Below are 25,925 nucleotides of genomic sequence, written 5' to 3'. Positions count from 1 at the left end.
AGGGGCCAGATCCGGCTTCAGAGCGAGGAGACTGTCCAATGCGAGCGATGGTGTACCGAGGGCCCTACAAGGTGAGGGTGGAAGAAAAGGACATACCGCCGATCGAGCACCCCAATGATGCCGTCGTGCGGGTCACCCGGGCGGCCATCTGCGGCTCCGATCTGCACCTTTACCACGGCCTGATGCCGGATACCCGGGTCGGCACGACGTTCGGCCACGAGTTCATCGGAGTGGTGGAGGAAGTCGGATCGTCCGTGCAGAACCTCAAGGTCGGGGACCGTGTGATGGTCCCGGCCAACATCTACTGCGGATCCTGCTATTTCTGCGCACGGGGGCTCTACTCGAACTGCCACAACGTCAACCCCAACGCCACGGCCGTAGGCAGTCTCTACGGCTATTCGCACACCACCGGCGGTTACGACGGCGGCCAGGCGGAGTTCGTCCGGGTCCCGTTCGCCGACGTCGGACCCTCCCTCATCCCCGAGTGGATGGACGAAGAAGACGCCCTGATGTGCACCGATGCACTCGCCACGGGCTATTTCGGCGCCCAGCTGGGGGACATCGTCGAAGGTGACACCGTAGTGGTTTTCGGTGCCGGCCCGGTGGGTTTGTACGCCGCCAAGTCCGCCTGGCTGATGGGCGCCGGCCGGGTGATCGTGATTGACCACCTGGACTACCGGCTCGAAAAGGCCCGGACCTTCGCCCACGCCGAGACCTACAACTTCACCGAGTACGACGACATTGTGGTGCACATGAAGAAGATCACCGACTACCTGGGTGCCGACGTCGCAATCGACGCCGTGGGAGCCGAGGCTGACGGTAATTTCCTGCAGCAGGTTACGGGCACGAAGCTCAAACTGCAGGGAGGGTCCGCAGTGGCACTCAACTGGGCGATCGACTCGGTACGCAAGGCCGGCACCGTGTCCGTCATGGGCGCCTACGGTCCGCTCTTCAGCGCCGTGAAGTTCGGAGACGCACTGAACAAGGGCCTGACGCTGAACATGAACCAGACGCCGATGAAACGGCAGTGGCCGCGCCTGTTCGAGCACATCAAGGCCGGCTACCTCAAGCCCAGCGAGATCATCACGCACCGGATTCCGCTGGAGCACATCGCCGAGGGTTATCACATGTTCTCCGCCAAGCTGGATAACTGCATCAAGCCCGTCATCGTCCCCGGTTCCTGAAAGGAAGGACACTGCAATGGCCTACACGCCGCAAAAGCCGACCCGAACCCCGTCCAGCGAGGAACTGCGCGCGCGGATCCCGGGCTGGGGTGTTGACCTCGATCCTCGGGACCGTCCTGCCGTGCCCAAGCTGCAGTTTGATCCCACCCTCAGCGGCGCGCATTGGGAATTCCCGGAACGGCAGGAAGAAAAGTTCCCGCGGGAGCGCTCGATCGAGCACAAGTTCCTCACCCCGGTGTTCGGCACCGCCTGCCCGCCCAAGGGACTGTCCGGCGTGATGCGCCGGTACGCCTACCGCCGGTACAGCGAGGCCCGTGCGGCCCACTGGCTGATCCTGCTCGCCGCGGACCGCGTAGACGCCGTGGAGAGCCATCTTGCTTCCTTCGCGACCCTGCACCCGGATAATCCGATCACGGAGACCGGGGTGCTGAGCGAGTTCACCCGCCACGGCGTCTCCTCCCGGGTGGGCCGGAAGCGGGCGGACGTCAATCACCAGTGGATCGACCCGATCATCGTCGGCGGCCCGTGGCTGCTGGCCGGTGCGGGGGCGGCTACCGCCGTCGGCGCCGTGGTGCGCCGGCTGCGGAAGTAGCGCGGAACCGGGCACGCCTTCGTCGTGTCTGCCGTTGGTCCTTAGTAGGAATACCGGAGAGGTCCGAATCGGTTAAGACACCACACGGGACACGTTAGGCGGCGGGAGATCATGGACGGCAGGGGCGTTGAGCAGTACCGGCGCAGGATGGAACGGGCCGCACAGCTGCGGGCGGCGGCGGCCGGCGGAGGGCTCGACGATGAAGACCTCCAGCGTGCAGAGGCCGAGGAAGGGCTGCGGCACAAGCGCCGGAAAGTCGACGACGCCGCCAAAGCCGATTATCTGGTTCGGGATGCCATGGCCCGGGGCGAATTCGACAACCTGAAGTACGCCGGAAAACCTATCCCGAACCTGGGCGACGGCCATGATCCGGACTGGTGGATCAAGGGGCTGATGCAGCGCGAGAACGTGACTGGATTGGGACCCAAGGCCATCCTGCTGCGCACGGAAGACGCGGAACTGGACGCTCGGCTGGACACGCGGTGGACCGAAAAGCAGGTTCGGGAGATCGTCCAGGATTTCAATGCGCGTGTCATCGATGCGCGCCGCCAGCTCGAAGGAGGTCCGCCCGTTATCACGCGCACCCGCGACGTCGAGCAGGAAGTGCAGCGCTGGCGGGAACGGAAGGCGGAGGAAGCCGAAAAAGAAGCCGCCGCCGCTCCGGAGCCGGAGCAGCGGCGGCCTTGGTGGAAACGCAGGCGCTAGGCGTTAGACGGTGGTGGCGTCGTGGACTTCGCCCACCAGCTCTTCGATGATGTCCTCGAGGAACAGGACACCCGTGGTGTTGCCCTTCGCGTCAAAAACCCGAGCCACGTGGGCGCCGGTGCGGCGCATGGTGGCCAGGGCATCCTCCAGCTCGCTGCCCCGGTAAGCGGACGCCAGGCGGCGGATCCGCTTGGCGGGCACCGATGCGGCGAACTCGTCCGGCGTGGTGAGGTCCATGACGTCCTTCAGGTGAAGGTAGCCGTCGGGATCGCCGTCGTCGTTGGTGAGGATGTACCGCGAGTAACCGTGGACGTCCACAGCCTGCTGCAGGTCCGCAGGGGTTGCGGTCTCGGGCAGCAGCACCATCTGGCTGATCGGAACTTCGACGTCGGCCACGGTCTTCTCCGTGAACTCGAACGCGGCCGTCAGGGTACCGCTGCGGTCTGAAAGGACACCGTCACGCGTGGACTGCTCCACGATGTTCGCGACCTCGTCCAGGGTGTAGGCGCTGGTGGCTTCGTCCTTGGGCTCCACCCGAAACAGGCGCAGGACACCGTTTGCTATGCCGTTCAGCGTCCAGATGATCGGACGGACAATGCGGGACACGATCACCAGGGGCGGAGCCAGCAGCAGTGCGGCGCGGGTGGGCACGGAGAACGAGATGTTCTTCGGCACCATTTCACCCACCACCACGTGCAGGAACGTCACCAGCAGCAGCGCCACCACAAACGCGATAATGCCGATGGCGTCTGCGGACAGCGGAGTCAGGCCCAGCGGAATCTCCAGCAGGTGGTGGATGGCCGGTTCCGAGACATTCAGGATGACCAGGGAACAGACGGTGATGCCAAGCTGGCTGGTCGCCAGCATCAGCGTGGCGTGCTCCATGGCCCACAGGGTGGTTTTCGCGGCCTTGCTGCCGGCTTCGGCCTTGGGTTCAATCTGTGACCGGCGGGCCGAGATGACGGCGAATTCAGCACCGACGAAGAACGCGTTGACCACCAGCAGCACTACGAGCCAGATGATTCCGGGCAGGTATTCACTCATGGGTCAGGTCCTTGGTCAGCGAGTCGACAATGCGGTCATGGGCGCTCACCGGGGTCTCCAGCGAGCCCGACGGGGTGAAGCGCAGGCGTTCGATGTGGTTGCGGACCACCCGTTCCACACGGAGCGTGCCGCCCTCGATTTCCACTTCGTCGCCCAGCTCCGGCAGCCGGTCCAGTACGTCCGTGACAAAACCGGCGATGGTGTCATATTCCTCGCCGTCGGGAACCTCGACGCCGGTGCGGTCCAGGAGTTCGTCCGGCCGGAGCGAGGCGTCGAAGGTGATGGCGCGGCCCGTGCGGACGACGCCGACGCGCGCGCGGTCGTGTTCGTCCTCGAGTTCGCCCACAATCTCCTCCACGAGGTCTTCGAGGGTGACGATGCCGGCGGTGCCGCCGTGCTCGTCGGACACGATCGCGACCTGCAGGCCCTGGGCGCGCAGCAGTCCCAGCAGCGTGTCAACGCCCATGGACTCGGGTACATGCAGCGGTTCCACCATGAGTTCTGCGGCCGTGACGGAGGTCCGTGCGGCCAGCGGTACGGCGAAGGCCTGCTTGAGGTGCAGCACGCCCAGAACGTCGTCCGAATCGCGTCCGATCACGGGGAAGCGGGAATAGCCGGTTGCCGTGGCAACGGCGACCACCTGTTCGGCAGTGTCGGACTCGTGGACCGTCCGCATGCGGACCCGGGGGGTCATAACGTCCGCCGCGGAGTGTTCGGCGAAGCGCAAAGTTCGGTTCAGGAGCACGGCGTGGTCCAGGTCCAGCACGCCTTCCAGCGCTGAACGCCGAACCAGGGAGCTGAGTTCTTCGGCGCTGCGTGCGCCCGAGAGCTCTTCCTTGGGTTCGATGCCGAAGGACCGGATGATGGCGTTCGCCGTGTTGTTGAACAGCAGGATGACGGGCTTGAACACCGTGGTGAAAACGGTCTGGAAGGGCACTACCAGCTTGGCGGTGGCCAGGGGGAGCGCCAGGGCAAAGTTCTTGGGAACCAGTTCGCCGATGATCATCGAGAAGATGGTGGCGAGGAAAATGCCGGCGACGGCGCCGACGCCCGGCACCATCCCCTCCGGCAGGCCCAGCGCCGTGAGCGGGGAGCGCAGCATCGAGCTGATTGCAGGTTCGAAGGTGTACCCGGTCAGCAGGGTGGTCAGGGTGATGCCGAGCTGTGCGCTGGAAAGATGGGTGGAGGTGATCTTCAGCGCGTTGATTGTGGGATTGAGGCGTTTTTCGCCCTTGTCGCGGCGGGACTCAAGGTCCGCACGGTCCAAATTGACGAGCGCAAATTCGGAGGCGACAAACAGTCCGGTGCCGACGGTGAGGAGCAATCCTACGCCGACCATGAGCCATTCATACATGGGGCTGCCCCTCTCTCGTGATAGCCGGTGCAGCCGGAGTGGGCACGGTCTGCAGGTCGGTCAGGACGGGGAGGGGCATGGGTTTATGTGAGGGAGGGTCATCCATAGTCCAAGGAATGTTACAGGATGGACCTGTTTGCTGTTCCAAGGTTTCCTTCAGGCTGCAGCCGGAAACCACGTCAATGCCTACCAGCTGCCCTGCCCGTGCCGATACGTGGGCTCGTGGTTGGTGGAGGCCGCCACCCGGTGCTGGCGCACCAGGCAAAACGGGTCATAAAGTTCGATCCCCAGCCGGCCGGTGCCGGGCACGGGCTGGCAAAAGCAGGTGCAGGGAAAGTTCACGGGCGCCTTTCCGGGCCCTCGCTTCAAGGCCCTCGAAGTTCTCTTGATCCGCAGCGGAGGGTCCCCGCGGGAAGCGGAAACCGTCCTACTTTCCTTGATACAACGCCAGCGCGTCCTGAGCCAAAACGGGCAGTTTCCGCAGCCTTCCCGTCCTTCCGCACGTCGGTGGAATGCGGAAGGACGGGAAGCGGCGGCCGGGAACTAGCTGGTCGCCAGCTCCGGCTCGCTAACCGTTTCCATCAGGACGGAATCGAGCAGGTCACCGGCGTCCTCCGCTGACGAGGATCGGGCCAGGGCAAGTTCGGAGACAAGCAGCTGCCTGGCCTTCAGCAGCATCCGCTTTTCCCCGGTGGACAGGGGGTGGGTCCGCTCGCGGCACCACAGGTCGCGGACAACTTCTGCGATCAGGCGAAGTTCACCGGTGGACATTTTGCCTTCGTTGGCCTTGAACCGCCGGGACCAGTTGTCCGGTTCCATCCCCACGGGTCCGCGAAGCACCGTAAACACGGCCTCTACGCCGGCGTCGTCGATGACGGAACGTACCCCTACGTCTTCGGCGTTGTCCGCCGGGAGCTTGATGGTCAGTTCAGTCGCGTGGACGCGGAAGGTCAGGGTTTCCCGCTCCACTCCCTTGACTGTCATGGGGGAAATATCGGTAACGGTGACGGCGCCGTGGTGCGGGTACACCAGGGTCTGCCCGACGGTGAAATTCAAAATGACGTCCCTCTGTTCAAATGGTTCCGAGCTTGCTTCGGAAGCGGGCTCCCGAGACCGCTTGGACCTGTCCGGGCCGGTCACCGGTGAAGGGTGACGGCCGGGCGCGCGGGCAATAGAGAAGGAGTCAATTTCCAGGCGGGAGGTGCGGATCTTGCTGAAAAGGTTGACGGATTAGTCGTTGACTGTCCGGCTCGCGGTCCCCACGCTGTCCCGTCAGCTTATCCTCCCTGCGCAAGTGCCTTTCTTTTCGGGGCCGCTGGCAGTGCTTGTTTCTGCCGCTCGGCGCACTTGCGCTCAGGCTTTCCCCCGTGAGGCGTCGGGGTCCTCGGGTGCCTCACTGCGCCGCTGTGCCACCAGTTCCTTGGTGCGCACCAGCCGCAGTGCCGTGACCAGCACCAGCCCGCCCAGCATGTTGAACAGCAGGGTGTAACCGAACCAGCCCAGCCATTCGAGGTACGTGATTTCCGCGCCGGAGATGATCGCGCCGAAGATCAGCAGCGAGTCTAGGATGGAGTGGAAAAGCTGGAGCCCGGCGAGCAGGAAACCGCCGATTACCGTCGCCACGATCTTTGCCGGGTCCGAGGTGGTTCCCTGCTGCATACGGCTCATCAGGGTGATGGTGCTGCCGCCCAGAACCGCCAGTGCCACGGTCTGGAGTGAGAAGGGCGCCTCGGTAAAGTGCGACGCCGATGTTGCCACCGTGGACGACCACTGCGGAAAGGCCTGCATCACTATCCACATGAAGATCCAACCGCCGGCCAGGTTGGCCAGCAGGGTCCCGCCCCAGAGCTTGGCGAGCAGTTTCATGCTGCCTTCCCTTGCGGCAACTGCCGCGACGGGCATGAGGAAGTTCTCCGTGAACAGCTCGCTGTGGGCCAGGAAGAGGGCGATCAGGCCGACACTGAATGCCAGGCCCGCCAGGAGGTGGTCTCCCGTTTCATGCATCACGGCGAGATAGGCCATGACGCCCAGGCCAACCTCCATGCCGCCGAACACCCCGGTCACCAGGATGGTCCGGAAGGTGCGGTGCAGCCGTTCTGCGCCTTCCGTCACCGTCTTGTCGAAGGATTCCTTAAGTTCGTCCTCCACCGGCGCTGCGGAGTCTCCGATTTCGCTGCGGCGTTCCTCGCTCATGGCGTCCTTCCGGTGCGGCTGGATCTTTCTGGATGCGGTGCTGTTAAACCATAAAGCGGCCGGGGCGCGGTTCAATTCCCATTCCGTGAGTCCGTACCCGTACCGGCTTCGCACAGACATGGCACAGTCTCAGCACAGGGTGGAGACAGCAGGGAAAATACCGGGACGCAAAAGGGAACTTTGCGCTTACGCTTGACCCAGCCACCGGCACCGAGCCAAAGGACGTATTCATGGCACACGTTTCGTCCCAATCGCCCACGGGTAATCTTCCGCGCCTCGCGCACCCGGACGGGAGTCCGATCCGGGCGCTGGTGGTCGACGACGAGACCAGCCTCGCGGAGCTTGTTGGCATGGGCCTGCGGATGCTGGGCTGGAACGTCGTTACTGCAGGTAATGGACTCGGTGCGGTCTCTGCTGCCCGCGAATTCCGGCCCGACGTCCTGGTGCTGGACGTGATGATCCCCGGGGTCAACGGGCTTCAGGCCCTGCAGAAGATCAGGACCTTTCTGCCGCAGGTTCCCGCTCTGTTCCTTACCGCCAGGGATGCCGTGGAGGACCGTATCTCAGGGCTGGCCGCCGGCGGGGATGACTACGTGACCAAGCCGTTCAGCATGGAGGAACTGATGCTCCGCCTGCACCGCCTGGTGCAGCGTTCCGGGGCCGCGGCGTCGGGCTCGGACGAACTGGTGGTCGGCGACCTGGTGATGAACCTGGAAACCCGCGAGGTCATCAGGAGCGGGGAGGACATTGCCCTCACGAATACCCAGTGGGAGCTGCTGCGGTACCTTATGGAAAACCCGAGGCGGGTGCTGAGTAAGGCGCAGATCCTGACGAATGTCTGGAACTACGATTTCGGCGGCCAGGCGAACATTGTCGAGCTGTACATTTCCTACCTGCGCAAGAAGATCGACGTCGGACGCCCGCCCATGATCCATACGGTCCGGGGCGCCGGCTACGTGCTTAAACCGGCGGCCCCATGATCCACGCGGGTACTCGTCCGGCTGCCGGGGGATCGCAGATACGCAGCCATCCGCTGCGCACCAAGCTCATACTCACCACCCTGGCGCTCCTGACTGTGACCTGTGCGGCGTTGGGCATTTTCAGCCACGTGGCCATGGACCGGTATCTCACTGGAGTGCTCGACGACGGATTGGAACGTGCGGCGGCCAGAGCCGGGTTCCGCCCCGGCCACTCTGCGGGGGAGTATCCGTCGCCCCAAAAGGAGCCGGCCCCGGGCACCGCCGGCACGGACAACGGAGCCGGGGAACGCGGTGACGGCAGCGACTACCAGTCCGGCCAGCGCCCGGGCTCCCTGAATGCCTTCTTCGAGGACGGCGCTGCCCGCCGATCCACGCTTGTGCTTGAGGACGGCTCTGCGGTGTCGCTGAACGGGGCAGACCTGGAACTGCTGGCGGGAATGGATCCGGCCCGCGGCCCCCAGGACATGAACCTGTCCAGCGAGCATTACCGGGTGGATGCGTTCCCCGCCCCGCCCGGCGCCGGGAACGGAATGCTGGTCACCGGACTTTCAACTGCGCAGCGGGAGAGCACCCTGGCCTCGCTCGATCTGACCATGGTTGTGCTGTCCCTGGCCGGCCTGCTCGTCACCGGGTTTGCAGGCACAATGATCATCCGCCGCTCGCTGCGCCCGCTGGATGAGCTGGCCGCCGTCGCGACCTCCGTATCCAAGCTGCCGCTGGCCTCCGGAGAGGTGGAGATTCCAGTCCGTGTGCCCCCGGCGGCCGCGCGGCCCGGGTCCGAAGTCGGAACGGTGGGGATGGCCCTAAACGGCATGATCGATCACGTTACCAACGCCCTGCGCGCCCGGCAGGACAGCGAAACGAAGGTGCGGCGGTTCGTTGCCGACGCCAGCCACGAGCTGCGCACGCCGCTCACCTCGATCCGCGGGTACACGGAGCTGGTCCTGCTCAGCGAACACGTCAGCCCTCCGGGCCGCGCCGCGTTGGAACGCGTGGACAGTGAGTCCAAGCGTATGTCCGCGTTAGTTGAAGACCTGCTGCTGCTGGCGAGGCTGGACGAGGGCCAGCGGGGCGAGCGGACCGGCGTCGACCTCACCGAACTGATCGTGGAGGCAGTCAGCGATGCGCAGGTCTCGGCCCCGGAGTATCAGTGGACGCTGATGCTGCCTGATGAACCGGTAGTGGTGTCCGCCGTCGAGCCCGAGCTGCGGCAAGTGCTTATTAATCTGCTTTCCAATGCCCATAAGCACACTCCTCGGGGGACCCGCGTGGAAATCGGACTGCAGGCAGGAGCAACCTGGGCCACCTTGACGGTGACGGATGACGGCCAGGGGATAGAGCCGGACTTCATCGATTCACTGTTCGCCCGGTTCAGCAAGGCCGATTCCGCGCGGACCGGGAATACGAGCAACACGGGGCTCGGCCTGGCCATTGTCTATGCCCTCGTTGCGGCCAACGGGGGGACCATCGAGGTCGAGAGCAAACCCGGCCGCACCAGCTTCACCGTGGTGCTGCCGCTGGCTGGTGCGGTAGCGGTCTGAGCCCGTCGGGCAATTAATCGGGCAGGCCGATCCAGTACCGCCGCGTGCCGTCCCGGCTGTCCTCATAGACTCCGCCGTTTTTCTCGATGACCGCCCGGGAGCCGGCGTTGTCTTCGGCGCAGGTGACGAGTACCCGTGCAATGCCCAGCTGGCGGGCAACCGGCAGGGCGTCCTGAAGTGCGCGTGCGGCATGCCCCCGCCGGCGTGCGGAGGGCCGGACGCTGTAACCAATGTGGCCACCCTGCTCGAAGAGGAAATCATTCAGGGTGTGCCGGACGGCAAGCGAACCCAGGAACTCATCGCCGTCCACCAGCCACAGATAGGTGCAGGGCACCAAGCCTTCCTGCCGCGGTGTGTCCGGGAACCGTTCCTTGACCAGGCTGTCGACGAAACCGGCAAAGTCCCCGGCAATTTCCGTGCGAATGCGCTCTTTCGAGGTGTCCCCGTACACGCCGGAACCGTCCATCCTCTCGCCGTTGAATTCTTCGGCCGCGGCCAGCCAACTGTTCCGGAAACGGACATCGGGGGTAATCAGGGTTGCCATTGGCAAAGTGTAGGGCTATTCCGCAATCGAGCCTGAATTCTCCGCATTAGTTCGATATCCGGAAGGTCTGCCGGGTTGTGTTCCCTGTATTACCTATGAATGCAGGGTCCCGCGGTGAAGGGTTCCGCAGACAGGGAACCGAACGTATCCTCCGAGGATGGACCCGGTTCGCGTTTGTTTGGAGATATTCGCCGCTGCCTGCGCCGGAACCTGGGTGCTGTCACTGATCACCCGGGAATACTCCTGGACAGACCGCATCTGGTCCGTCATTCCGCTGGCCTACCTTTGGGTGTTTGCCGTCGCGTCCGACGGCGACCACCGGGTAACGCTGATGGCGGTCCTGGTTACGCTGTGGGGCGTCCGGCTGACGTTCAATTTTGCCCGCAAGGGCGGTTACGCCCCGGGCGGTGAAGACTACCGGTGGGGGATCCTGCGCCAACGGCTGAAGCCGTGGCAGTTCCAGGCCTTCAACCTGCTGTTCATCAGCATCTACCAGAACATCGTCATCTGGGTGATGACCCTGCCGGTGCTGACCGTCTATCAACACCCCGGAGCGCTCACGGGCTGGGACTGGCTGCTGGCGGTCCTGTTCCTGGCCGCGCTGGCCGGAGAAACCGTGGCGGACCAGCAGCAGTGGAACTTCCAGCAGTGGAAAAAGGCACTGCGGACCGCCGGACGAATTCCGCCGGCCGACTTCCTCCGCACGGGACTGTTCCGGTACTCGCGCCACCCGAACTTCTTCTTTGAACAGCTCCAATGGTGGCTCTTCTACGGTTTCGCCGTCACCGCCTCGGGGGAGTGGCTGCATTGGACGCTGGCAGGGCCGGTCCTGCTGACCCTGCTCTTCGCCGGGTCCACCGCCTTCACCGAGAGCATTTCCCTGGCACGCTACCCCGACTACGCGCGGTACCGGCGCCGGACCTCCCCGCTCGTTCCGCTCCCTCCCCGCCTGAGTTCAAAGCACTCCCGCTAGGCGGGAAGGCAAGGCGGAAGGTTGAGTGGGCCGCCGGGCCCAATCCGCGCCAACAGCTGTCTCCTCAGTCACATTCGACGGTTTTGGGAACGGCAGGTTCTTCTACAGGTGTTGAATAGGGCAGGATAGAAACGTACCGGTGCTGTTCCCGGCGAACCGCTGGGCCGGTTACAACTAAAAGTTTGCGGCGTCCCCCAGCGCCGCGGCACGGAAGGGCTTCGCTTCGGCGGGGCCCTTCCGTGTATCTGAGAAGATTGGTCGCATGCCCGGACTGCACCGCCCAAAGCCGCATCGGCACTCACCGTCGGATGAGCCGCGGATAACGCGCACCCGGGACGCGCTCGAGGCGGGACTGTGGGAGCTGCTTCGGGGCCACGACCTCGCGGATATCAGCGTGGCTGCACTCTGCCGGCAGGCCGGGGTGCACCGCACCACTTTCTACGGACACCACCGGAACATTTTCGACTTCGCCGGCTCGGTATACGCCGGCGTCGTGGACCGGCTCGGCACAGTTGAACTGGACCAACGCGGCACCGGCCGGACAATCGCGGAGATCGGGGACCTGTACGTCGAGTCCATCCGGCAGATCCTGCAGCACACCAAGGCAGAACAGCGGGTCTACCGGGCGCTTTTTCACACGGAGACCTTCCTCGGGATCCTCGCCGACCGGCTAAACGCGCGGATTCTCCTGGCACTGCATGTCTGGCGGGCGCACAACGCGCCGCCGGCGGCCCTGGACCTGGACACGACTGCGGCCTTCCTGGGCGGCGCCTATGCCTCCTGGTTCGAACATTGGGTGGTCAGTGACGACGATGACGTCGAGGCCTGGCTGGGTTCCCTGCGGAACCTGCTGCCCGCCTGGTGGCCGCGGGACGCTCTTCCCCCGGCACCCCCGGCACCCCCTGCGCCGCGTAGCGCCTAGAGCCGGTGCAGGGATCCGCGCAGCGAGGCCAGGTCCGGGTAGCCGTTGACCGCCATGGTCAGGTCGGCTTCGGCGAGCAGGCTGCGCATCACATGTGTCACCCCTGCCTGCCCGGCCGCCGCCAGGCCATAGACGTAGGGCCGGCCGATCCCCACCGCTGTAGCTCCGAGTGCCAGCGCGCGGAGGGCATCCACGCCGGAACGCACGCCTGAATCGAAAAGCACAGGGGCGCCGTCGGCCGCCTCAACGACGCCCGGCAGGCAGCCGATTGCCGGGATGCCGCCGTTTGCCTGCCGTCCACCGTGGTTGGAGCAGTAAATGCCGTCCATCCCGCCGTCCAGCGCGCGCCGGGCGTCGTCAGGTGAGCAAATGCCCTTGAGGATGATCGGCAGCGAGGTCAGGGACCGGAACCACTCCAGGTCCTCCCACGTCATGGCGGGGTTGCCGAACAGCGAGGCCCACAGCATTACGGCAGCGGCAGGGTCTGGTGACCCCTGGTCGGCCAGGAGCTTCCGGAACCGGTCATCGGTCAGGTAGTTGGCCAGGCACTGGCCGGACAGCATCGGCAGGTAGGCGGCACTGAGGTCGCGGGGCCGCCAGCCGTTCACCCACGTATCCAACGTGATGACGATGCCCGAGTACCCGGCTGCTTCGGCGCGGTGCACCAGCGACTCGGCCAGCTCCCGGTCCGCCGGCGGGTAGAGCTGGAAGAACCCGGGGGTTTCACCGGCGGCTGCACGGACCTGTTCCAGCGGAGCGGCGGAGAGGGTGGACGCCACCATCGGGATGCCCAGCTCTGCGGAAGCGGCAGCCGTCGCCAGGTCGCCGTCGTCAGCCACTGCGCCCAGCACCCCCACCGGAGCGAAGAACAGGGGAGAAGGCAGCCGGTGCCCCAGCAGATCAATGCCCATGCTGCGCCGGGCGGCTCCGACGAGCATCCGCGGCATGATGCCGAGCCGCTCAAAGGCAGCCACATTGGCACGTTGGGTGTGCTCGTTGCCGGCACCGCCGGCCACGTAGCCCAGGATCCGCGGATCCATCCTGCTTTCTGCCAGGTCCTCCATGGCGGCGGAGCTCATGGGCAGATCCGGCAGGACGCCGCGTGCGCCGTTCATGTAGATGCCAAGCTGATAATCGCCGTAGTTCGTGCTCATGGAGGCTCCGCCTTTTCTTTCCGGCCGCTTTGCCGGTTTTCCGCTTTGCCCGGATGCTACTCCAGCGGCAGCGGGGCATCCTGCCGACCCGCGGCGAAACGTTCCAGCCGTTCCTCCAGGCCGGCGCGGACTGCCGGCCATTCGTCGGCCAGGACCGAGTACACCGCGGTGTCCCGCCAGCTGCCGTCGGCGCGGCGTTTGTCCCGGCGCCTGATGCCCTCGAAGACGGCACCGATCCCGCTGATCGCCGCGCGGGAACGGGTATTGAGCGAGTCCGCCTGGATGCTGATTCGTCCGAAACCGGCTGCAAAGGCGGAGCCGAGCAGGAGCAGCTTCGTTTCTGTGTTGACCGCAGTGCCCCAGACCGCGGGAGCGTAGGCGGTCCACCCCAGCTGCGCGGATTCGCCGGGCAGGTCCAGATCAGCGAGGCTGCTGGTCCCCACGACGGCGCCCGGCGTATTGCCCTGGACCAGCCGCACCGCGAACGGCAGCTCGTCCCAGCGGTAATAGGCGCGGGCCCAGGCAGTGAACCCGTCCAGATCCGGGTGCAGCCCGGCGGGCCCGCCGCCGTAGCCACCGGCAAAGACCTCAGGAACCGCAATGGCCCGGTGCAGGTCCGGGATCAGGTCCAAGGTGAGCGGCTCGAGCCGGACAAACCGGCCGGAAAGAACCGAGTGCCGGGGCCGTGCGGCGCTCATGCGGTCAATCCGGCGTTGCCTGCCACGCTCAACCCGCCGTGACCTGGAACTTGTTGCGCCAGTCCGTGATCAGCCATTCGCCCGCGTCCTGCCCCGGCCGCGAGCAAAGCGTCATGGACGCCTCGATAACCTGTGTGTTGGTTCCGGGTTCGCCGACACCGGGTGCCACCTCCATTTCCGCGGATGCGGAAATCTCGGTGACGATGCTCTTGTTGTCGTCAGCCAGCCACACCTCGAGGACTTCGATGTCCAGCTTGGTGAAGCGTGACCGGTCATGTTCGTAGACATACCGGTAGGAATCGCCGTAACGCTCCTGATGGAAGGTGCTTTGCATAACGACTCCACCAAAGGGCGAACCGTCGTTGAGGCTCTGCTGAGCCATGCCTTGGAGCTCCGGAGCGATCCGCTGCCCATTCGCGGCCCACCATTCCTCCGGCGTCCAGGCGCCGCCGTTAAGCGGGGAGTCGAGCCCTTCCTCGACCATAAAAGCCAGGTTGTTCCGGTGCGCTTCCTCGATTTGCGCCTGCGAGTACAGGGAAAGCAGCTTCGGCTCCACCACCGCCGGATCGAGGGTCCACGCCGGATCATCTTCGGCCGGCGAAACCTGCAGGTAGGTTCCGTGGGCCGTGTCCACGTTGCCCTTGACTCCCAGCCCGCGCTGGGAAGCGGACGACGTCGGCGGCGGACTCGTCGTCGGCGGTGCCGAGGGGGAGGGCTTGGCCTTCACTGATGCTTTTTCCGTCGATTTCACTGCGGGAGACGCCGAAGGCGAGCTGGAAGCGGTGGACCTGCTGGTGTCGGTGTTCGCCGGGTCGGTGCCGCAGCCGGCAAGGACGGTCACCAGCAAGGCCAGACCCGCTGCGGCCGGGCGCGGGCCGGCTGAAATACCCATGGTCACGATTCCCCCAATCGGAACACACCGATTCCCGGTGCGGAAAGCGCCAGTATAGGGCGGGAATTCCGGCCGAGCGCACCGCCACGGGCAGCCCGGTCAGGCCAGGAACTTGTCCGGGGTCAGCGGCAGGTCCCGGATCCGGGTGCCGGAGGCGTTATAGGCGGCATTGGCAATGGCCGCAGCGCTGCCCACAATCCCTATTTCTCCGATGCCGCGGGCACCCAGCGGGCCGGCATGCTCGTCACGGTCCTCGATCCACAACGCCTCCATGTCCAGCACGTCCGCGTTGGTGGGGATGTGGTATTCCGCAAGGTCGGAGTTCACGAAGATCCCGAACCGCGGATCCAGCACCCCTTGCTCGTGCAGTGCCATGCCCAGGCCCATGGTCATGGCGCCGAGGAACTGGGACCGGGCCGTGCGCGGGTTGATGATCCGGCCGGCAGAAAACACCCCGAGCATGCGGGGGACCCGGATCTCCCCGGTATCCGCGTGGATCCGGACCTCGGCGAAGTGCGCACCGAAGGAATACAGGGCAAGGTTCGCAGCCTCCGGGTCTTCCGGTGGCTGCGCTTCCGTGTGGGCCCCGGGGGAGGGATGCTCGCCGTGATCCTCCCGGAAGGCACGCGCGGCGGCAATGATAGTGCCGCCCCAGCTGGCCGTCCCCGAGGAACCGCCGGCCACGCTGGCAGTCGGGAACCGGGTGTCACCGATGCCCAGCCTGATCCGGTCCACCGGCACCCGCAGGGCATCGGCGGCGATCTGCGTCAGGGCGGTCCAGCTGCCCGTGCCGATGTCAGAGGCACCGATCTGCACCGAGTAGACGCCGTCCTGCTCATACTGGATCCGCGCCGTGTTCGAGGGCTGGCGCATGAAGGGGTACACGGCGCTGGCGGTACCCATCCCCACCAGCCAGCCGTCCTGCTGAACGGAGCGTGGGCGGGCCACCCGGTTCTCCCAGCCAAACCGCTCGGCCCCGAGGTCGAAGCATTCCAGCAAGTGCCGACTGGAGAACGGATTGCCGGTTTCCGGGTCCACCTCCGGTTCGTTGCGTCGGCGCAGCTCGATCGGATCCAGGCCGGCCGCCGCCGCCAGCTCATCCATGGCCACCTCGGGGCCGAACATGCCCGGGCATTCCCCGGGGGCCCGCATCCAGGACGGCACCGGTATATCCAGCGGCGCCAGCCGCGTGCTGGTTCGCCGGTTAGGGGCGGCGTACATCATCCGAAACGGTGCCGGGGTCTGCTCGGCGAACTCCTTGATCCGGGAGGTGTGTTCCAGGATGTCCAGCGACATGGCGGTGAGCCGTCCGTCGTCGGCCGCACCCAGCCGGACATGCTGGATGGTGGGGGTTCGGTGGCTGGTCAGCGTGTACATCTGCTGCCGGCTGACCGGGAACTTCACCGGCCGGCCGTCCGTGCACTGCGCGGCCAAGGCCGCCATCACCACCTGCACGTGCGGCATACCCTTGGATCCGAAGCCGCCGCCCACGTGCGGCGCGATGACGCGGACCTGCTCCTCATCAAGACCCAGCACCTGCGCCAGCGTGCTCTTCACCGCGTGGACGCCCTGCGTGGAGTCCCAGAGGGTCATGACGGTCCCGTCCCACTGCGCCACCGTGACGTGCGGCTCCAGCGGGTTGTTGTGTTCGGGCGGAGTGGAATACGTCGCGTCGATCCGCAGTGCGGCGGTGTCAAAGGCGCCGTCAAAATCGCCCTGGCTGCTGTCCGTCGGGGTGCCGGCGTTCAGCTCCTCGGGGGCATACAGTGCAGGATCGTCAGCGCGCAGCTGGGCGGTGAACGGCTCCTCCGTGTAGGTCACCTGCACGGCAGCGGCTGCCTCCCGGGCGGTTTCCGGGGTCTCGGCCAGTACTGCAGCCACTATCTGCCCCCGGTAGCCCACGCTGGGATCCTGCAGGACCGCCAGTTCCCGGTCCGAGCTGTCTGCCAGTCGGGGAGTGGTCTCCGCTGTAAGGATGGTCAGGACCCCGTCGAGGGCCTCCGCTGCGGCGGTCTCCACCCGCTCCACCCGCCCGCGGGCAATGGTGGAAAGCACGGGATAGAGGTGGACGGGGTTCTCCACCGGCTGTTCATAGGCATAGGGCGCGGTGCCGCGGACCTTAAGTTCGCCGTCGAGCCGTTCATACGGGGTACCGATGGCGGAAGCGGGCATCAGCTTGCTCATGAGTTCAATTCCTCCCAGCCTGCGTCATCCGGGCCGCCGGGCCCTTCCGGATGGTCCGTCCCCGGTGCACTGGCGTCCGGCCTGGCGGTGCCGGTCAGGTCCCGCAGCACTGCGGCCAGGGTGTTCCGGACCATGGGCACCTTGAAGCCATTCCCGTTGAGCGTCTCGGCGTGCCTTAGCTCGGCATCCGCGGCGGCCCGGAAATTGTCCTCGGTGGCTGCGGCCCCGCGGAGCACCGCTTCGGCCTGGAGCGCCCGCCAGGGTTTGTGCGCCACTCCGCCCAGCGCTATCCGCACGTCCCGGATCACCGGGACGGCGGCGGCGTCGTCGTCCAGCTCCAGTGCCGCGGCCACGGAAACCAGGGCGAAGGCGTAGGACGCACGGTCGCGGACCTTGCGGTACGCGGAACGGGCCGGTGCCGGCGGGAGTTCAACGGCGGTGATCAGCTCGCCGTGGTCAAGCACCGTGTCCTTCTGCGGCTCGTTGCCGGGCAGCCGGTGCAGATCGGATACGGGGAGCACTCGTTCGCCCGCGGGGCCCATGACGACGACGGCGGCATCCAGGGCGGCCAGCGCCACCGCCATATCCGACGGATGGGTGGCAACGCAGTCCTCGGAGGCGCCGAGGATGGCGTGGTACCGGGTGTAACCCTCCAGTGCGGAGCAGCCGGTGCCGGGCTCCCGCTTGTTGCATGGCGTGGTGGGGTTCTGGAAATACACGCAGCGGGTGCGCTGAAGCAGGTTTCCGCCGGTGGTGGCCAGGTTCCGCAACTGGCCCGAGGCTCCGGCTAGCAAAGCCTGGGACAGGGCGGGGTAGCGGCTGCGGATGAACGTGTTGGCCGCCAGGTCCGCGTTGCGCACATTCGTACCGATCCTGACCCGCCCGTCTTCCTGCACCTCCACCGTGTCCAACGGCAGCCTGGAGATGTCCACCACCAGGGTGGGTTGGGCGACGCCGAGCTTCATCCGGTCCACCAGGTTGGTGCCCCCGGCCAGGAAAGCGGCCTCAGGGTTGCCGCTCACCAAGGCGACAGCCGACGCGACGTCCTCGGCGCGGTGATAATCGAACGGGATCATGCGCGTTCCTCCGGATGCTCGGGCATCGATTCCGCGGTGGGGGAGTCCGCCACTACCGGAACCTCCGGGTCGGGCGCTCCGCCCCGCCGTGCCGCGGCTGCTTCGGCGGCCTGCCGGACGGCGGCAACAATGTTCACGTACGCCCCGCAGCGGCACAGGTTTCCGCTCATGCGTTCGCGGATTTCAGCATCGGTGAGGTTTATGCCGCCCTCGGCCCGCAGATCTTCCGTGGCCGTGGACGGGTGCCCGGCGGCGGCTTCCTCGATGATGCCCGCGGCGGAACAGACCTGCCCCGGAGTGCAGTAACCGCATTGGAACCCGTCCTGTTCCAGGAAAGCGCGCTGGACCGGGTGCAGTTCGCCGTCGGGCGTGCCGCCGGCCAGGCCCTCGGCCGTGATCACCTCGGCGCCGTCATGGGCTACGGCCAGGGCGAGGCAGGAATTGGCGCGGCGCCCGTCCAGGAGGACCGTGCAGGCGCCGCATTGGCCGTGGTCGCAGCCCTTCTTGGGGCTCGTGACGCCCAGCTGGTCCCGCAGCGCGTCCAGGACCGTGGTGCGGGTATCCACCGTCAGGGTGCGCGGTTCGCCGTCCACCTGCAGGGTTATTCCGGCTTTCATGAGATGTGGACCACCTGTCCCTCGCGGTTTGTTCTCGCAAACTACCGGAGGGGATGTGGTGGAGACAACCAATGCCGGGACAAAAAAGATCCCGATCCGGGTTTCCGGATCGGGATCTTTTTCTTGGTTGCGGGGGCAAGATTTGAACTTGCGACCTCTGGGTTATGAGCCCAGCGAGCTACCGAACTGCTCCACCCCGCGGCGTGGTCTCAACTTTACCGCAGATCCGCCGCACAGCGTAATCCAGTGGCCGGGCTCACAATTTCCGCCGTCCGGTTCGGTACGCTGGGGCGGGTGAGCCTGCCGAAAACCGATACCGCCGTCACCTATCCCGCCGGAGCCCTGACGGGCACGGGAGCCGTACTCCACGTGGAGACACTGCCGGACGGAAGGCTTGCGGTGCTCCTGGACACCACTCCCGTACACCCGGTGGACGCCGGCTGGCCGGACCAGGGGCCGGACCGGGCAACGCTAACGACGCCGGACGGCCGCGAGGTGCCCGTGCTCGACTGCGTGGTCGGGGCCACGGACGGCACCGCATTGTTCCTGGGCGGGGACATCCCGGTCCGCAAGGGCACCGAGGGCTGGGTGTTCGCGGTGGTTCATGTGCTGCCGGGAGATACCGGCATTGCGGAGGGAAACCGTGTCGAGGTCCGGGTAGACGGCGAACACCGGGCCGCTCTTTCTGCCGGGCACACAGCCTGCCACCTGGCGGCCCTTGCCCTGAACCGGCAGCTGGCCGGGGCATGGAAAAAGGACGTGCCCGCAGACGCGGCCGGCAACCCGAACTTCGACGCCCTGGCGATCGAGACAACCACGATTCTGCCCGGAGGTTCCCGGGACGTTTACCGGTTGGGGAAGTCACTGCGACGCAAGGGCTTTTTGCCGGACGCGTTGCTGACGGACCCTGCCGCCGTGGAAAAGGGTGTGAACGCAACGTTGGCGGAGTGGGTGGCCTCCGATGCGGAGGTCCGCATCGAGTGCGAATCGGACCTCCTTACCGGCATGCGCCGCTGGGTCTGCGACCTGCCCGGCGGATCGGTCGGCATTCCCTGCGGCGGCACCCATCTGGCCTCCTTGGCCGCTGTTTCCGAAATTGAAGTGCGGTTGAGCTGCGAACCCGGCGAGGGAGCCGCGGAAGTAGTTATGGATACCATTTGCACCCGCACCGGATCGGCTTAGCCGGCAAACGATTCCCGGCCTGCCGCCGCGGGTATTCCTCAGCGCCCTCTTTCGACAGCATTCCCCGCTGCCCCTTGCCTCCGGAAATGCCTTGCGCCAATTGATCCGGTAACCCAGGGATAACCCTTGCCCGCTCGAATGGATGAACGTAGTGTTCCGCGCACGTGAGCGGAACCGCTGTCTCAAATGAGCAAAGGTGACCAGATGAGATTTCGACGCAGCAGGGGAAATCACAACCACCGCCGTTACCGGCTTCGAGCGGGTCTGGCATCCGCGGCAGCAGCCGCCCTGGCGCTGACCGGCTGCGGCGGTTCCGAGGCGGAGGGCCGGGATGAGATTGTCGTAGCCATTGTCTCCAACCCGCAGATGCAGGACGCAATCACTCTCCAGGACGAATTCAAGGCCCAGTATCCGGACATTGACGTCAGCTTTGTATCCCTTCCCGAAAACGAGGCACGGGCGAAGATCACTGCCTCTGTTGCCACCCAGGGCGGGGAATTCGACGTCGTGATGATCTCCAATTACGAGACGCCGATGTGGGCGGAAAACGGCTGGATCACTAATCTTCAGGACTATGCCGATTCCACCGAAGGGTACGACCCCGATGATTTCGTCCCCACTATCCGGGACGCACTGAGTTACGAGGGAGATCTCTACTCCGTTCCGTTCTACGGTGAATCCTCCTTCCTCGTCTACCGGCAGGACCTGTTCGACGAAGCCGGCCTGACCATGCCGGAAAGCCCCACCTGGGAAGACATCCGCGGCTTCGCCGAAGCACTCAACGATCCGGAAAATGACATGTCCGGAGTCTGCCTGCGGGGGCTGGCCGGCTGGGGTGAGGTGATGGCGCCGCTGGGCACCATGATCAACACCTACGGCGGCCGCTGGTTCGACGAAGACTGGAACGCCCGCCTGGACGAGCCCGTAGTGGAAGAAGCCGTCACCGATTATGTGGACCTGGTGCAGAACTACGGGCAGGCCGGTGCCGCTACCAGCGGCTACGGGGACTGCCTGACCCTCTACAGCCAGGGAAACACTGCCATGTGGTACGACGCCACGGCCATGGTTTCCGCAATCGAGGACCCCGCGTCCTCACTCGTAGTCGGCAAAAGCGGGTATGCGCCGGCACCCGTCAAGGAGACGGAGTCCTCCGGCTGGCTCTACAGCTGGTCCCTGGCCATCCCCACCACCAGCGACTCAAAAGACGCTGCCTGGGACTTCGTTTCCTGGATGACCAATAAGGAGTACATCCAGCTTGTCGGTGAGGAGATCGGCTGGGAACGGGTGCCGCCGGGCAGCCGGCTCTCCACCTATGAGATCCCCGAATACGCCGAGGTGGCCGAGGCCTATGCCGAGCCGACCCTGGATGCCATGGCCGGGGCATCCCAGGAAAACAGCATGGTCCGCGGTGTGCCCTACACCGGGCTCCAATTTGTCGGTATCCCGGAGTTCCAGGATCTGGGCACGCGGGTGGGGCAGCAGATTTCGGCGGCCATAGCCGGGCAGCAGACAGTCCAAGAAGCGCTGGAACAATCCCAGGGCTACGCCGAAACGGTGGCGGAAAGCTACCAGGACGGAGCGGGTTAAATGTCCACGTTGGTAGAGCGGCAACAGGTCCGCGCCAGGAAGGCCGCAACGGAGCGGGAGGGCGGGGGAATGTCCTCCGCCGAGGGGTGGCGGCGGCGGCTGCCGCTGTTGCCGGCCCTGATTTTCACCTTGATCGTGACGCAGGTGCCCTTCCTCTTCACCATCTGGTACTCCCTGCAGAACTGGAACCTGCTGCGGCCGGAGGGAAACCAGTTTGTGGGGCTGGGGAACTACATCGATATTTTCTCGGACTCCACGTTCCGCGGGGCGGCGCTGAACAGCGTCCTCTTCACCGTGGCCTGTGTTTTCTTCGCGATGTTGCTGGGCATCATCTTCGCCCTGTTGCTGGACCGCAGTTTCGCCGGCCGGGGAGTGGTGCGTACCCTCCTGATCACCCCGTTCCTGATCATGCCGGTGGCGAGCTCCCTGCTGTGGTCCATTTCAATCCTCAATCCGAGCTACGGCCTGCTGAACTGGGTGATCGGGCTGGTGGGCATCCCGCCGGTGGACTGGACGTCGCAGCACCCGATCGTGTCCATCCTGATGGCGCTGGTGTGGCAGTGGACGCCGTTCATGATGCTGCTGGTCCTGTCCGGGCTCCAGGCGCAGTCCAAGGACGTGCTGGAAGCCGCACAGGTGGACGGCGCGGGGTGGTGGCGGACGTTCATCTCGGTGACGTTGCCGCAGTTGCGCCGGTACATCGAACTCGGAATCCTGCTTGGCGCCATCTACGTGGTGAACACCTTCGACCAGATCTACCTCATGACCGCCGGCGGACCCGGGACGGCCAGTGCAAACCTGCCGTTCTACATCTACCAGCGGGCTTTCCTTGGCTTTGACATCGGCCAGGCCGCTGCCATGGGCGTGGTGGTTGTCATTGCCACCATCATTGTGGCCACCCTGGCCCTCCGCCTGATTTTCAAGAGCTTCGACGTAAAGGACTGACGACGTGGCTACCCAGACTGCTGCACCTACTCCCGCCGGGAAAGAAACAACTCCCGCTGCCAATACCGTTCGGAAACCGGCCCGGCGTTTCAACTCCGCACCCATCCTCACCACGGTGACGTGGGTCCTGGCACTGATTTTCTTCTCACCGGTGCTCTGGATGGTGCTGACCTCCTTCAAGCAGGAGTCCGCCGCCGCATCCGATCCGCCGGTGTTCTTCTTCGCCCCCACGCTGGACCAGTACCGGGCGGTGCTGGACAGCGGGGCCGGAAGCTATTTCGCCAACTCCGCGATTGCCACCGGCGTCTCCACCATCCTGGTGGTCATCCTGGCGGTGCCGGCCTCCTATGCCTTGAGCATCCGGCCGGTGAAAAAGACCTCGGACGTGCTGTTCTTCTTCATCTCCACCCGCATGCTGCCGGTAGTGGCCGTGATTATGCCGATCTACGTGATTGCCGGGCAGCTAAAGGTATTGGATAACGTGTGGACGCTGGTGGTGTTGTACACCTCGATGAACCTGCCCATCGCCGTGTGGATGATGCGCTCGTTTTTCCTGGAAGTGCCCGGCGAGGTGCTGGAGGCGGCGCAGATGGACGGAGCCGGGCTGATGAAAACCCTCCTGCGGGTCCTAATGCCCATGGTCGCCCCCGGCCTTGCCGCGACGGCATTGATCTGCGTGATTTTCGCCTGGAACGAGTTCTTCTTCGCACTGATCCTCACGGCGGGCCAATCGGCTACGGTCCCGGTCTTCCTGGTGTCCCAGATGACCAGCGAAGGCCTGTTCCTGGCGCAGCTCTCGGCAGCATCGGTGCTGGCTTCGCTGCCGGTGGTGATTGCCGGGTGGGTGGCGCAGAAGCAGCTGGTCCGCGGCCTGTCCATGGGCGCGGTCAAGTAGCCGGCAAGCGCCTTGACCGGGCCGCACCGGAGCCCGGTCAAAGCGCGGAGTTCTGCTCCTGGACCGTGGCGTTGGAGGAAACCTCGAAGGTGCGCTCGGGCGGCTCGACATTGGAGGGATCCATCCACATGAACTCCCAGACGTGTCCGTCCGGGTCGGTTGCCGAGCCGCTGTACATTCCGGGCATATGCTCCTCAGCCGGCGCGTAGAGGGCACCCCCGCCGGAGGCGCAGGCGGCCAGGAAACGGTCCACTTCGTCCGTGCTGTCGCAGCTGATGCAGTTCAGTACTTCCTTGCCTGCCGAAGCCAGGTGCGGCGTGTCCCCTTCGGGGAGGAAGCCCTGGTAGAAGTCCTGCTGCAGCAGCATCACCACGATGCTGTCCGAAATGACGATGGCGGTGGCGTTTTCATCACTGAACTGCGGGTTCTTGGTGAATCCGAGACCCAGATAGAAGTTCTCTGCAGTCTTGAGGTTCGCCACCGGCAGGTTGGGGAAAATCATGCGTTCCATGTCTGGTCCTTCCTTCGAAGCCCGCGGGTGCCCTTCGCGGGGGAGAACCCGCGGTGGAGGTGCGTTCGGGTAGCGCGCTGTTCCTTCACAATCCCACTGCCCGCCCCTGCTGACAACGGGTACCCGGAACGATCGGCAGCGGATCCGGGGCTCCGCCCACGACGGGCTGTCAAGGCCACGATTCACTTTAGAAAGGAAACCTCCTCCGGTCCTCAGTGGAAAGGGAAGAGCAAGTGTCCGCTCTCGGACAGTACCCTCGCCAGCAGGTCTGCAGAACGCTGATCGCGAGGCCTTCCCTGCGGAGTCTGCCGGGGATCGGACTCGAGTCCGGGAAGACTGCGGCGGTTCTTCTTGGCCTGTCTGCGATTCATGGCGGTGCCTCCCTTGTGGCTCCCCTTTCGGGAGCTTAGGGCTACAGCAAACGTGCTCAAGTGCACTTGAGGTCAAATCCCCGTCACAGTTCTTCGGTTGCCCGACAGCGTGCGCAACACTGGACGAGTGAACCAACCACCACGCCCATTGCTGGCTATCGGCGAGGTGGCGGAGCGCGCCGGTATTTCGGTGCCTGCCGTCCGCTACTACGAAGAGCGCGGATTAATCGTTTCCTACCGCACCAGCAGCAATCAGAGACAGTTCCCGCGCCACGTCCTGCGCCGGCTGGCTGTCATTTCCGCAGGCCGTCGTATCGGTCTGTCGTTCGAGGAAGTGGGTGTTGCCCTGGGCGGGCTACCTGTGGACCGGGCGCCCACGAAGAGCGAGTGGGCTGCCATGAGCGCCGACTGGTCACGGATGGTCGCCGGAAGAATCCGCGTACTTCAGGCGTTGCAGGCGTCCCTTGACGGATGCATCGGATGCGGATGCCTGTCCCGGGAACGGTGCGGGATCTTCAACCCCGGCGATCAGGCAGCACTGGAGGGACCCGGCTCCCGCTGGGAGCGCGAGGCCCGCGGCAAGGCAGGAAACGATTTCGCATCATGACGCAGCCCATATTCCCCTTGTCCCAATAACTGCTAGTCTCACTGCTGCGAAGGCGGGCCGGACACTTCCGGCTATCTACCTGGCACAACCGGACCAAGGGAGAAGCCATGAGCAGCACTTCGGACGATATTTACCTGGCCCAGGCCATTCGCCTTGCCACGGAGAATGTGGCCAACGACGGCGGACCGTTCGGTGCCGTCGTCGTCACCGCCGAAGGCGCGGCGTTTGAGGGCGTGAACCGGGTGACCGCGAACAACGATCCCACCGCACATGCCGAGGTCACGGCCATCCGCAACGCGTGCGCAGCCCTGGGCACGTTCGACCTCACGGGCGCGGTGCTCTACACCAGCTGCGAACCGTGCCCCATGTGCCTGGCGTCCTCGCTCTGGGCCCGCGTGGACCGGGTGGTTTTTGCCGCGGACCGGCACGACGCCGCCAGCGCAGGTTTCGACGACGCCGCCTTCTACGAATTCTTTGAAACGCCGCTGGACCAGCGCTCCATGCAGGTCACCCAGCGGGGTGTGGAGGGCACCCCCTCAATGGCTCCGTTCAATGCCTGGACCGCGGCGTCGGAGCGGATCGACTACTAGGCTCTGGCTCGTCCGGCGCTCGCAGCGGGCGCCGCAGCGGGCGCCGGACGCCTAGAACCGGTGCTCCAGCGCAGCGCCGATGGTCTTGGAATAGCAGGTTGACCCATCGGAGGCGATATACGGGCCGAAGTTCGGCACCACCCGGTAGCCGGCGTTCTCGTAAAAGCGGTGACCGTCCGGCTGGGCGGAGCCTGCTTCTGCCGTAAGGACAGCGAATCCCATCTGCTTCGCTCGTGCCTCCAACGCCCCGAGGACCGCCGTCGCCACTCCTGAACCGCGGGCATACGGCAGGACATACACGCGCTTGATCTCCGCCGTCGTGGTATCCAGCCGCCGAAGCCCCCCGCAGCCCAGCGGCTGGCCCGTGCTGCGCTCGTAGGCGATGAGGAAGACTGCGGAATCGGATGCGCGCGGCGGATTGGGGTCGTGTTCCGCGGTGCCGTAGCGGGCGTCCAGTTCCGCCTGCTGGGCTTCGCGCAGGTCAGCGCCTACGGGGTTGCTCCACGGCACTTCGCGGATCCGCAGGTGCGGGGTGGAGTAGGGACGGAATCCGGAAAAGGGTCGCAAATCCGACATGCTGCCTC

At 65.4% G+C, this 25,925-nt stretch carries 26 protein-coding genes and 1 tRNA gene; 13 read left to right on the top strand and 14 right to left on the bottom strand.

The genetic code is table 11. The annotated features are described in order from the left end of the window. The first annotated feature begins 38 nt into the window (after positions 1-38). The 3 genes from N2L00_RS15590 (at position 39) to N2L00_RS15580 (ending at position 2,481) form a co-directional block, all read left to right on the top strand. A complete protein-coding gene (locus tag N2L00_RS15590) occupies positions 39-1,184 on the top strand; it encodes a zinc-dependent alcohol dehydrogenase (protein ID WP_255862275.1) in 1,146 nt (381 codons plus the stop codon). A 16-nt stretch (positions 1,185-1,200) separates the two neighbouring features. After that, positions 1,201-1,776: a hypothetical protein gene (locus tag N2L00_RS15585; RefSeq protein ID WP_255862276.1), complete on the top strand. Its 576-nt coding sequence runs from the start codon at positions 1,201-1,203 to the stop codon at positions 1,774-1,776. A gap of 111 nt (positions 1,777-1,887) precedes the next feature. Continuing rightward, a complete protein-coding gene (locus tag N2L00_RS15580) occupies positions 1,888-2,481 on the top strand; it encodes a DUF1992 domain-containing protein (protein ID WP_255862277.1) in 594 nt (197 codons plus the stop codon). 3 nt (positions 2,482-2,484) lie between these two features. On the opposite strand, the gene N2L00_RS15575 is transcribed toward N2L00_RS15580, so the two are convergent. From N2L00_RS15575 to N2L00_RS15560, 4 genes are all read right to left on the bottom strand, one after another. Further along, entirely contained in the window at positions 2,485-3,525 is a 1,041-nt protein-coding gene (locus tag N2L00_RS15575; protein WP_227920127.1) for a hemolysin family protein, read from the bottom strand. Then, positions 3,518-4,879 carry a hemolysin family protein gene (locus N2L00_RS15570; protein WP_255862278.1) on the bottom strand — a complete coding sequence of 454 codons (1,362 nt, stop codon included), beginning with the start codon at positions 4,877-4,879 and terminating at the stop codon, positions 3,518-3,520. Before N2L00_RS15570 ends, N2L00_RS15575 begins: the two co-directional genes overlap by 8 nt. 543 nt (positions 4,880-5,422) lie before the next feature. Further along, the gene (locus N2L00_RS15565; protein WP_255765420.1) at positions 5,423-5,935 is read right to left on the bottom strand and encodes a CarD family transcriptional regulator; all 513 of its coding nucleotides are present in this window, start codon (positions 5,933-5,935) and stop codon (positions 5,423-5,425) included. Positions 5,936-6,232: 297 nt separating this feature from the next. After that, a complete protein-coding gene (locus N2L00_RS15560) occupies positions 6,233-7,072 on the bottom strand; it encodes a formate/nitrite transporter family protein (protein ID WP_255862279.1) in 840 nt (279 codons plus the stop codon). A gap of 230 nt (positions 7,073-7,302) precedes the next feature. On the opposite strand from N2L00_RS15560, the gene N2L00_RS15555 reads away from it, so the two are divergent. Together N2L00_RS15555 and N2L00_RS15550 are read left to right on the top strand one after the other, a co-directional pair. After that, positions 7,303-8,052 carry a response regulator transcription factor gene (locus tag N2L00_RS15555; protein WP_255862280.1) on the top strand — a complete coding sequence of 250 codons (750 nt, stop codon included), beginning with the start codon at positions 7,303-7,305 and terminating at the stop codon, positions 8,050-8,052. Beyond that, a complete protein-coding gene (locus N2L00_RS15550; RefSeq protein ID WP_255862281.1) occupies positions 8,049-9,593 on the top strand; it encodes a cell wall metabolism sensor histidine kinase WalK in 1,545 nt (514 codons plus the stop codon). Before N2L00_RS15555 ends, N2L00_RS15550 begins: the two co-directional genes overlap by 4 nt. 13 nt (positions 9,594-9,606) lie before the next feature. Here N2L00_RS15550 and N2L00_RS15545 read toward each other — a convergent pair whose 3' ends face one another. Beyond that, on the bottom strand, positions 9,607-10,137 hold the full coding sequence (locus tag N2L00_RS15545) for a GNAT family N-acetyltransferase (protein ID WP_255862282.1): 531 nt from the start codon (positions 10,135-10,137) through the stop codon (positions 9,607-9,609). 157 nt (positions 10,138-10,294) lie between these two features. Between N2L00_RS15545 and N2L00_RS15540 the strand changes: the two genes are divergently transcribed. Both N2L00_RS15540 and N2L00_RS15535 read left to right on the top strand, forming a co-directional pair. Then, positions 10,295-11,110, top strand: a complete 816-nt coding sequence (locus N2L00_RS15540; protein WP_255862283.1) for a DUF1295 domain-containing protein — start codon at positions 10,295-10,297, stop codon at positions 11,108-11,110. 262 nt (positions 11,111-11,372) lie between these two features. Further along, a complete protein-coding gene (locus N2L00_RS15535; RefSeq protein ID WP_255862284.1) occupies positions 11,373-12,032 on the top strand; it encodes a TetR/AcrR family transcriptional regulator in 660 nt (219 codons plus the stop codon). On the opposite strand, the gene N2L00_RS15530 is transcribed toward N2L00_RS15535, so the two are convergent. From N2L00_RS15530 to N2L00_RS15500, 7 genes are all read right to left on the bottom strand, one after another. Then, positions 12,029-13,186: an alpha-hydroxy-acid oxidizing protein gene (locus tag N2L00_RS15530; protein ID WP_255862285.1), complete on the bottom strand. Its 1,158-nt coding sequence runs from the start codon at positions 13,184-13,186 to the stop codon at positions 12,029-12,031. The two genes, N2L00_RS15535 and N2L00_RS15530, sit on opposite strands and share 4 nt — an antisense overlap. 56 nt (positions 13,187-13,242) lie before the next feature. Beyond that, positions 13,243-13,884: a GNAT family N-acetyltransferase gene (locus N2L00_RS15525; RefSeq protein ID WP_255862286.1), complete on the bottom strand. Its 642-nt coding sequence runs from the start codon at positions 13,882-13,884 to the stop codon at positions 13,243-13,245. Between the two features lie 28 nt (positions 13,885-13,912). After that, positions 13,913-14,776: a hypothetical protein gene (locus N2L00_RS15520; RefSeq protein ID WP_255862287.1), complete on the bottom strand. Its 864-nt coding sequence runs from the start codon at positions 14,774-14,776 to the stop codon at positions 13,913-13,915. Between the two features lie 99 nt (positions 14,777-14,875). Next, entirely contained in the window at positions 14,876-16,960 is a 2,085-nt protein-coding gene (locus tag N2L00_RS15515) for a xanthine dehydrogenase family protein molybdopterin-binding subunit (RefSeq protein WP_255765410.1), read from the bottom strand. Further along, complete coding sequence (locus N2L00_RS15510) at positions 16,957-18,036, bottom strand: xanthine dehydrogenase family protein subunit M (protein WP_255862288.1); 1,080 nt, start codon at positions 18,034-18,036, stop codon at positions 16,957-16,959. The genes N2L00_RS15515 and N2L00_RS15510 overlap by 4 nt, the downstream gene beginning before the upstream one ends. Next, the gene (locus tag N2L00_RS15505; RefSeq protein ID WP_255862289.1) at positions 18,033-18,653 is read right to left on the bottom strand and encodes a (2Fe-2S)-binding protein; all 621 of its coding nucleotides are present in this window, start codon (positions 18,651-18,653) and stop codon (positions 18,033-18,035) included. The genes N2L00_RS15510 and N2L00_RS15505 overlap by 4 nt, the downstream gene beginning before the upstream one ends. Positions 18,654-18,777: 124 nt before the next feature. Then, positions 18,778-18,854 (bottom strand) — tRNA-Met (locus N2L00_RS15500). 45 nt (positions 18,855-18,899) lie between these two features. Here N2L00_RS15500 and N2L00_RS15495 point away from each other — a divergent pair. The 4 genes from N2L00_RS15495 to N2L00_RS15480 all read left to right on the top strand — a co-directional run bounded on the left by N2L00_RS15495 (position 18,900) and on the right by N2L00_RS15480 (position 23,262). Further along, positions 18,900-19,835 carry a metal-dependent hydrolase gene (locus N2L00_RS15495; protein ID WP_255862290.1) on the top strand — a complete coding sequence of 312 codons (936 nt, stop codon included), beginning with the start codon at positions 18,900-18,902 and terminating at the stop codon, positions 19,833-19,835. Between the two features lie 204 nt (positions 19,836-20,039). Continuing rightward, positions 20,040-21,422, top strand: a complete 1,383-nt coding sequence (locus N2L00_RS15490; protein WP_255862291.1) for a sugar ABC transporter substrate-binding protein — start codon at positions 20,040-20,042, stop codon at positions 21,420-21,422. Continuing rightward, entirely contained in the window at positions 21,423-22,367 is a 945-nt protein-coding gene (locus N2L00_RS15485) for a carbohydrate ABC transporter permease (RefSeq protein ID WP_255765405.1), read from the top strand. A gap of 103 nt (positions 22,368-22,470) precedes the next feature. Beyond that, on the top strand, positions 22,471-23,262 hold the full coding sequence (locus tag N2L00_RS15480; protein ID WP_227920933.1) for a carbohydrate ABC transporter permease: 792 nt from the start codon (positions 22,471-22,473) through the stop codon (positions 23,260-23,262). Between the two features lie 37 nt (positions 23,263-23,299). On the opposite strand, the gene N2L00_RS15475 is transcribed toward N2L00_RS15480, so the two are convergent. Beyond that, complete coding sequence (locus N2L00_RS15475; protein ID WP_255765404.1) at positions 23,300-23,773, bottom strand: VOC family protein; 474 nt, start codon at positions 23,771-23,773, stop codon at positions 23,300-23,302. 498 nt (positions 23,774-24,271) lie between these two features. Here N2L00_RS15475 and soxR point away from each other — a divergent pair, with 498 nt between their 5' ends. Both soxR and N2L00_RS15465 read left to right on the top strand, forming a co-directional pair. Then, positions 24,272-24,751 carry a redox-sensitive transcriptional activator SoxR gene (gene soxR, locus N2L00_RS15470; RefSeq protein WP_255862292.1) on the top strand — a complete coding sequence of 160 codons (480 nt, stop codon included), beginning with the start codon at positions 24,272-24,274 and terminating at the stop codon, positions 24,749-24,751. Positions 24,752-24,858: 107 nt separating this feature from the next. Continuing rightward, a complete protein-coding gene (locus tag N2L00_RS15465) occupies positions 24,859-25,341 on the top strand; it encodes a nucleoside deaminase (protein ID WP_255862293.1) in 483 nt (160 codons plus the stop codon). 51 nt (positions 25,342-25,392) lie between these two features. Here N2L00_RS15465 and N2L00_RS15460 read toward each other — a convergent pair whose 3' ends face one another. Next, positions 25,393-25,917, bottom strand: a complete 525-nt coding sequence (locus N2L00_RS15460; RefSeq protein ID WP_227920072.1) for a GNAT family N-acetyltransferase — start codon at positions 25,915-25,917, stop codon at positions 25,393-25,395. Positions 25,918-25,925: the final 8 nt, after the last annotated feature.

It is taken from the genome of Arthrobacter sp. zg-Y1171 (assembly GCF_025244845.1).
Taxonomy (GTDB): domain Bacteria; phylum Actinomycetota; class Actinomycetes; order Actinomycetales; family Micrococcaceae; genus Arthrobacter_B.
The sequence above is the reverse complement of the archived record's forward strand: the minus strand, read 5'-3'. Positions and strand labels throughout refer to the sequence as shown.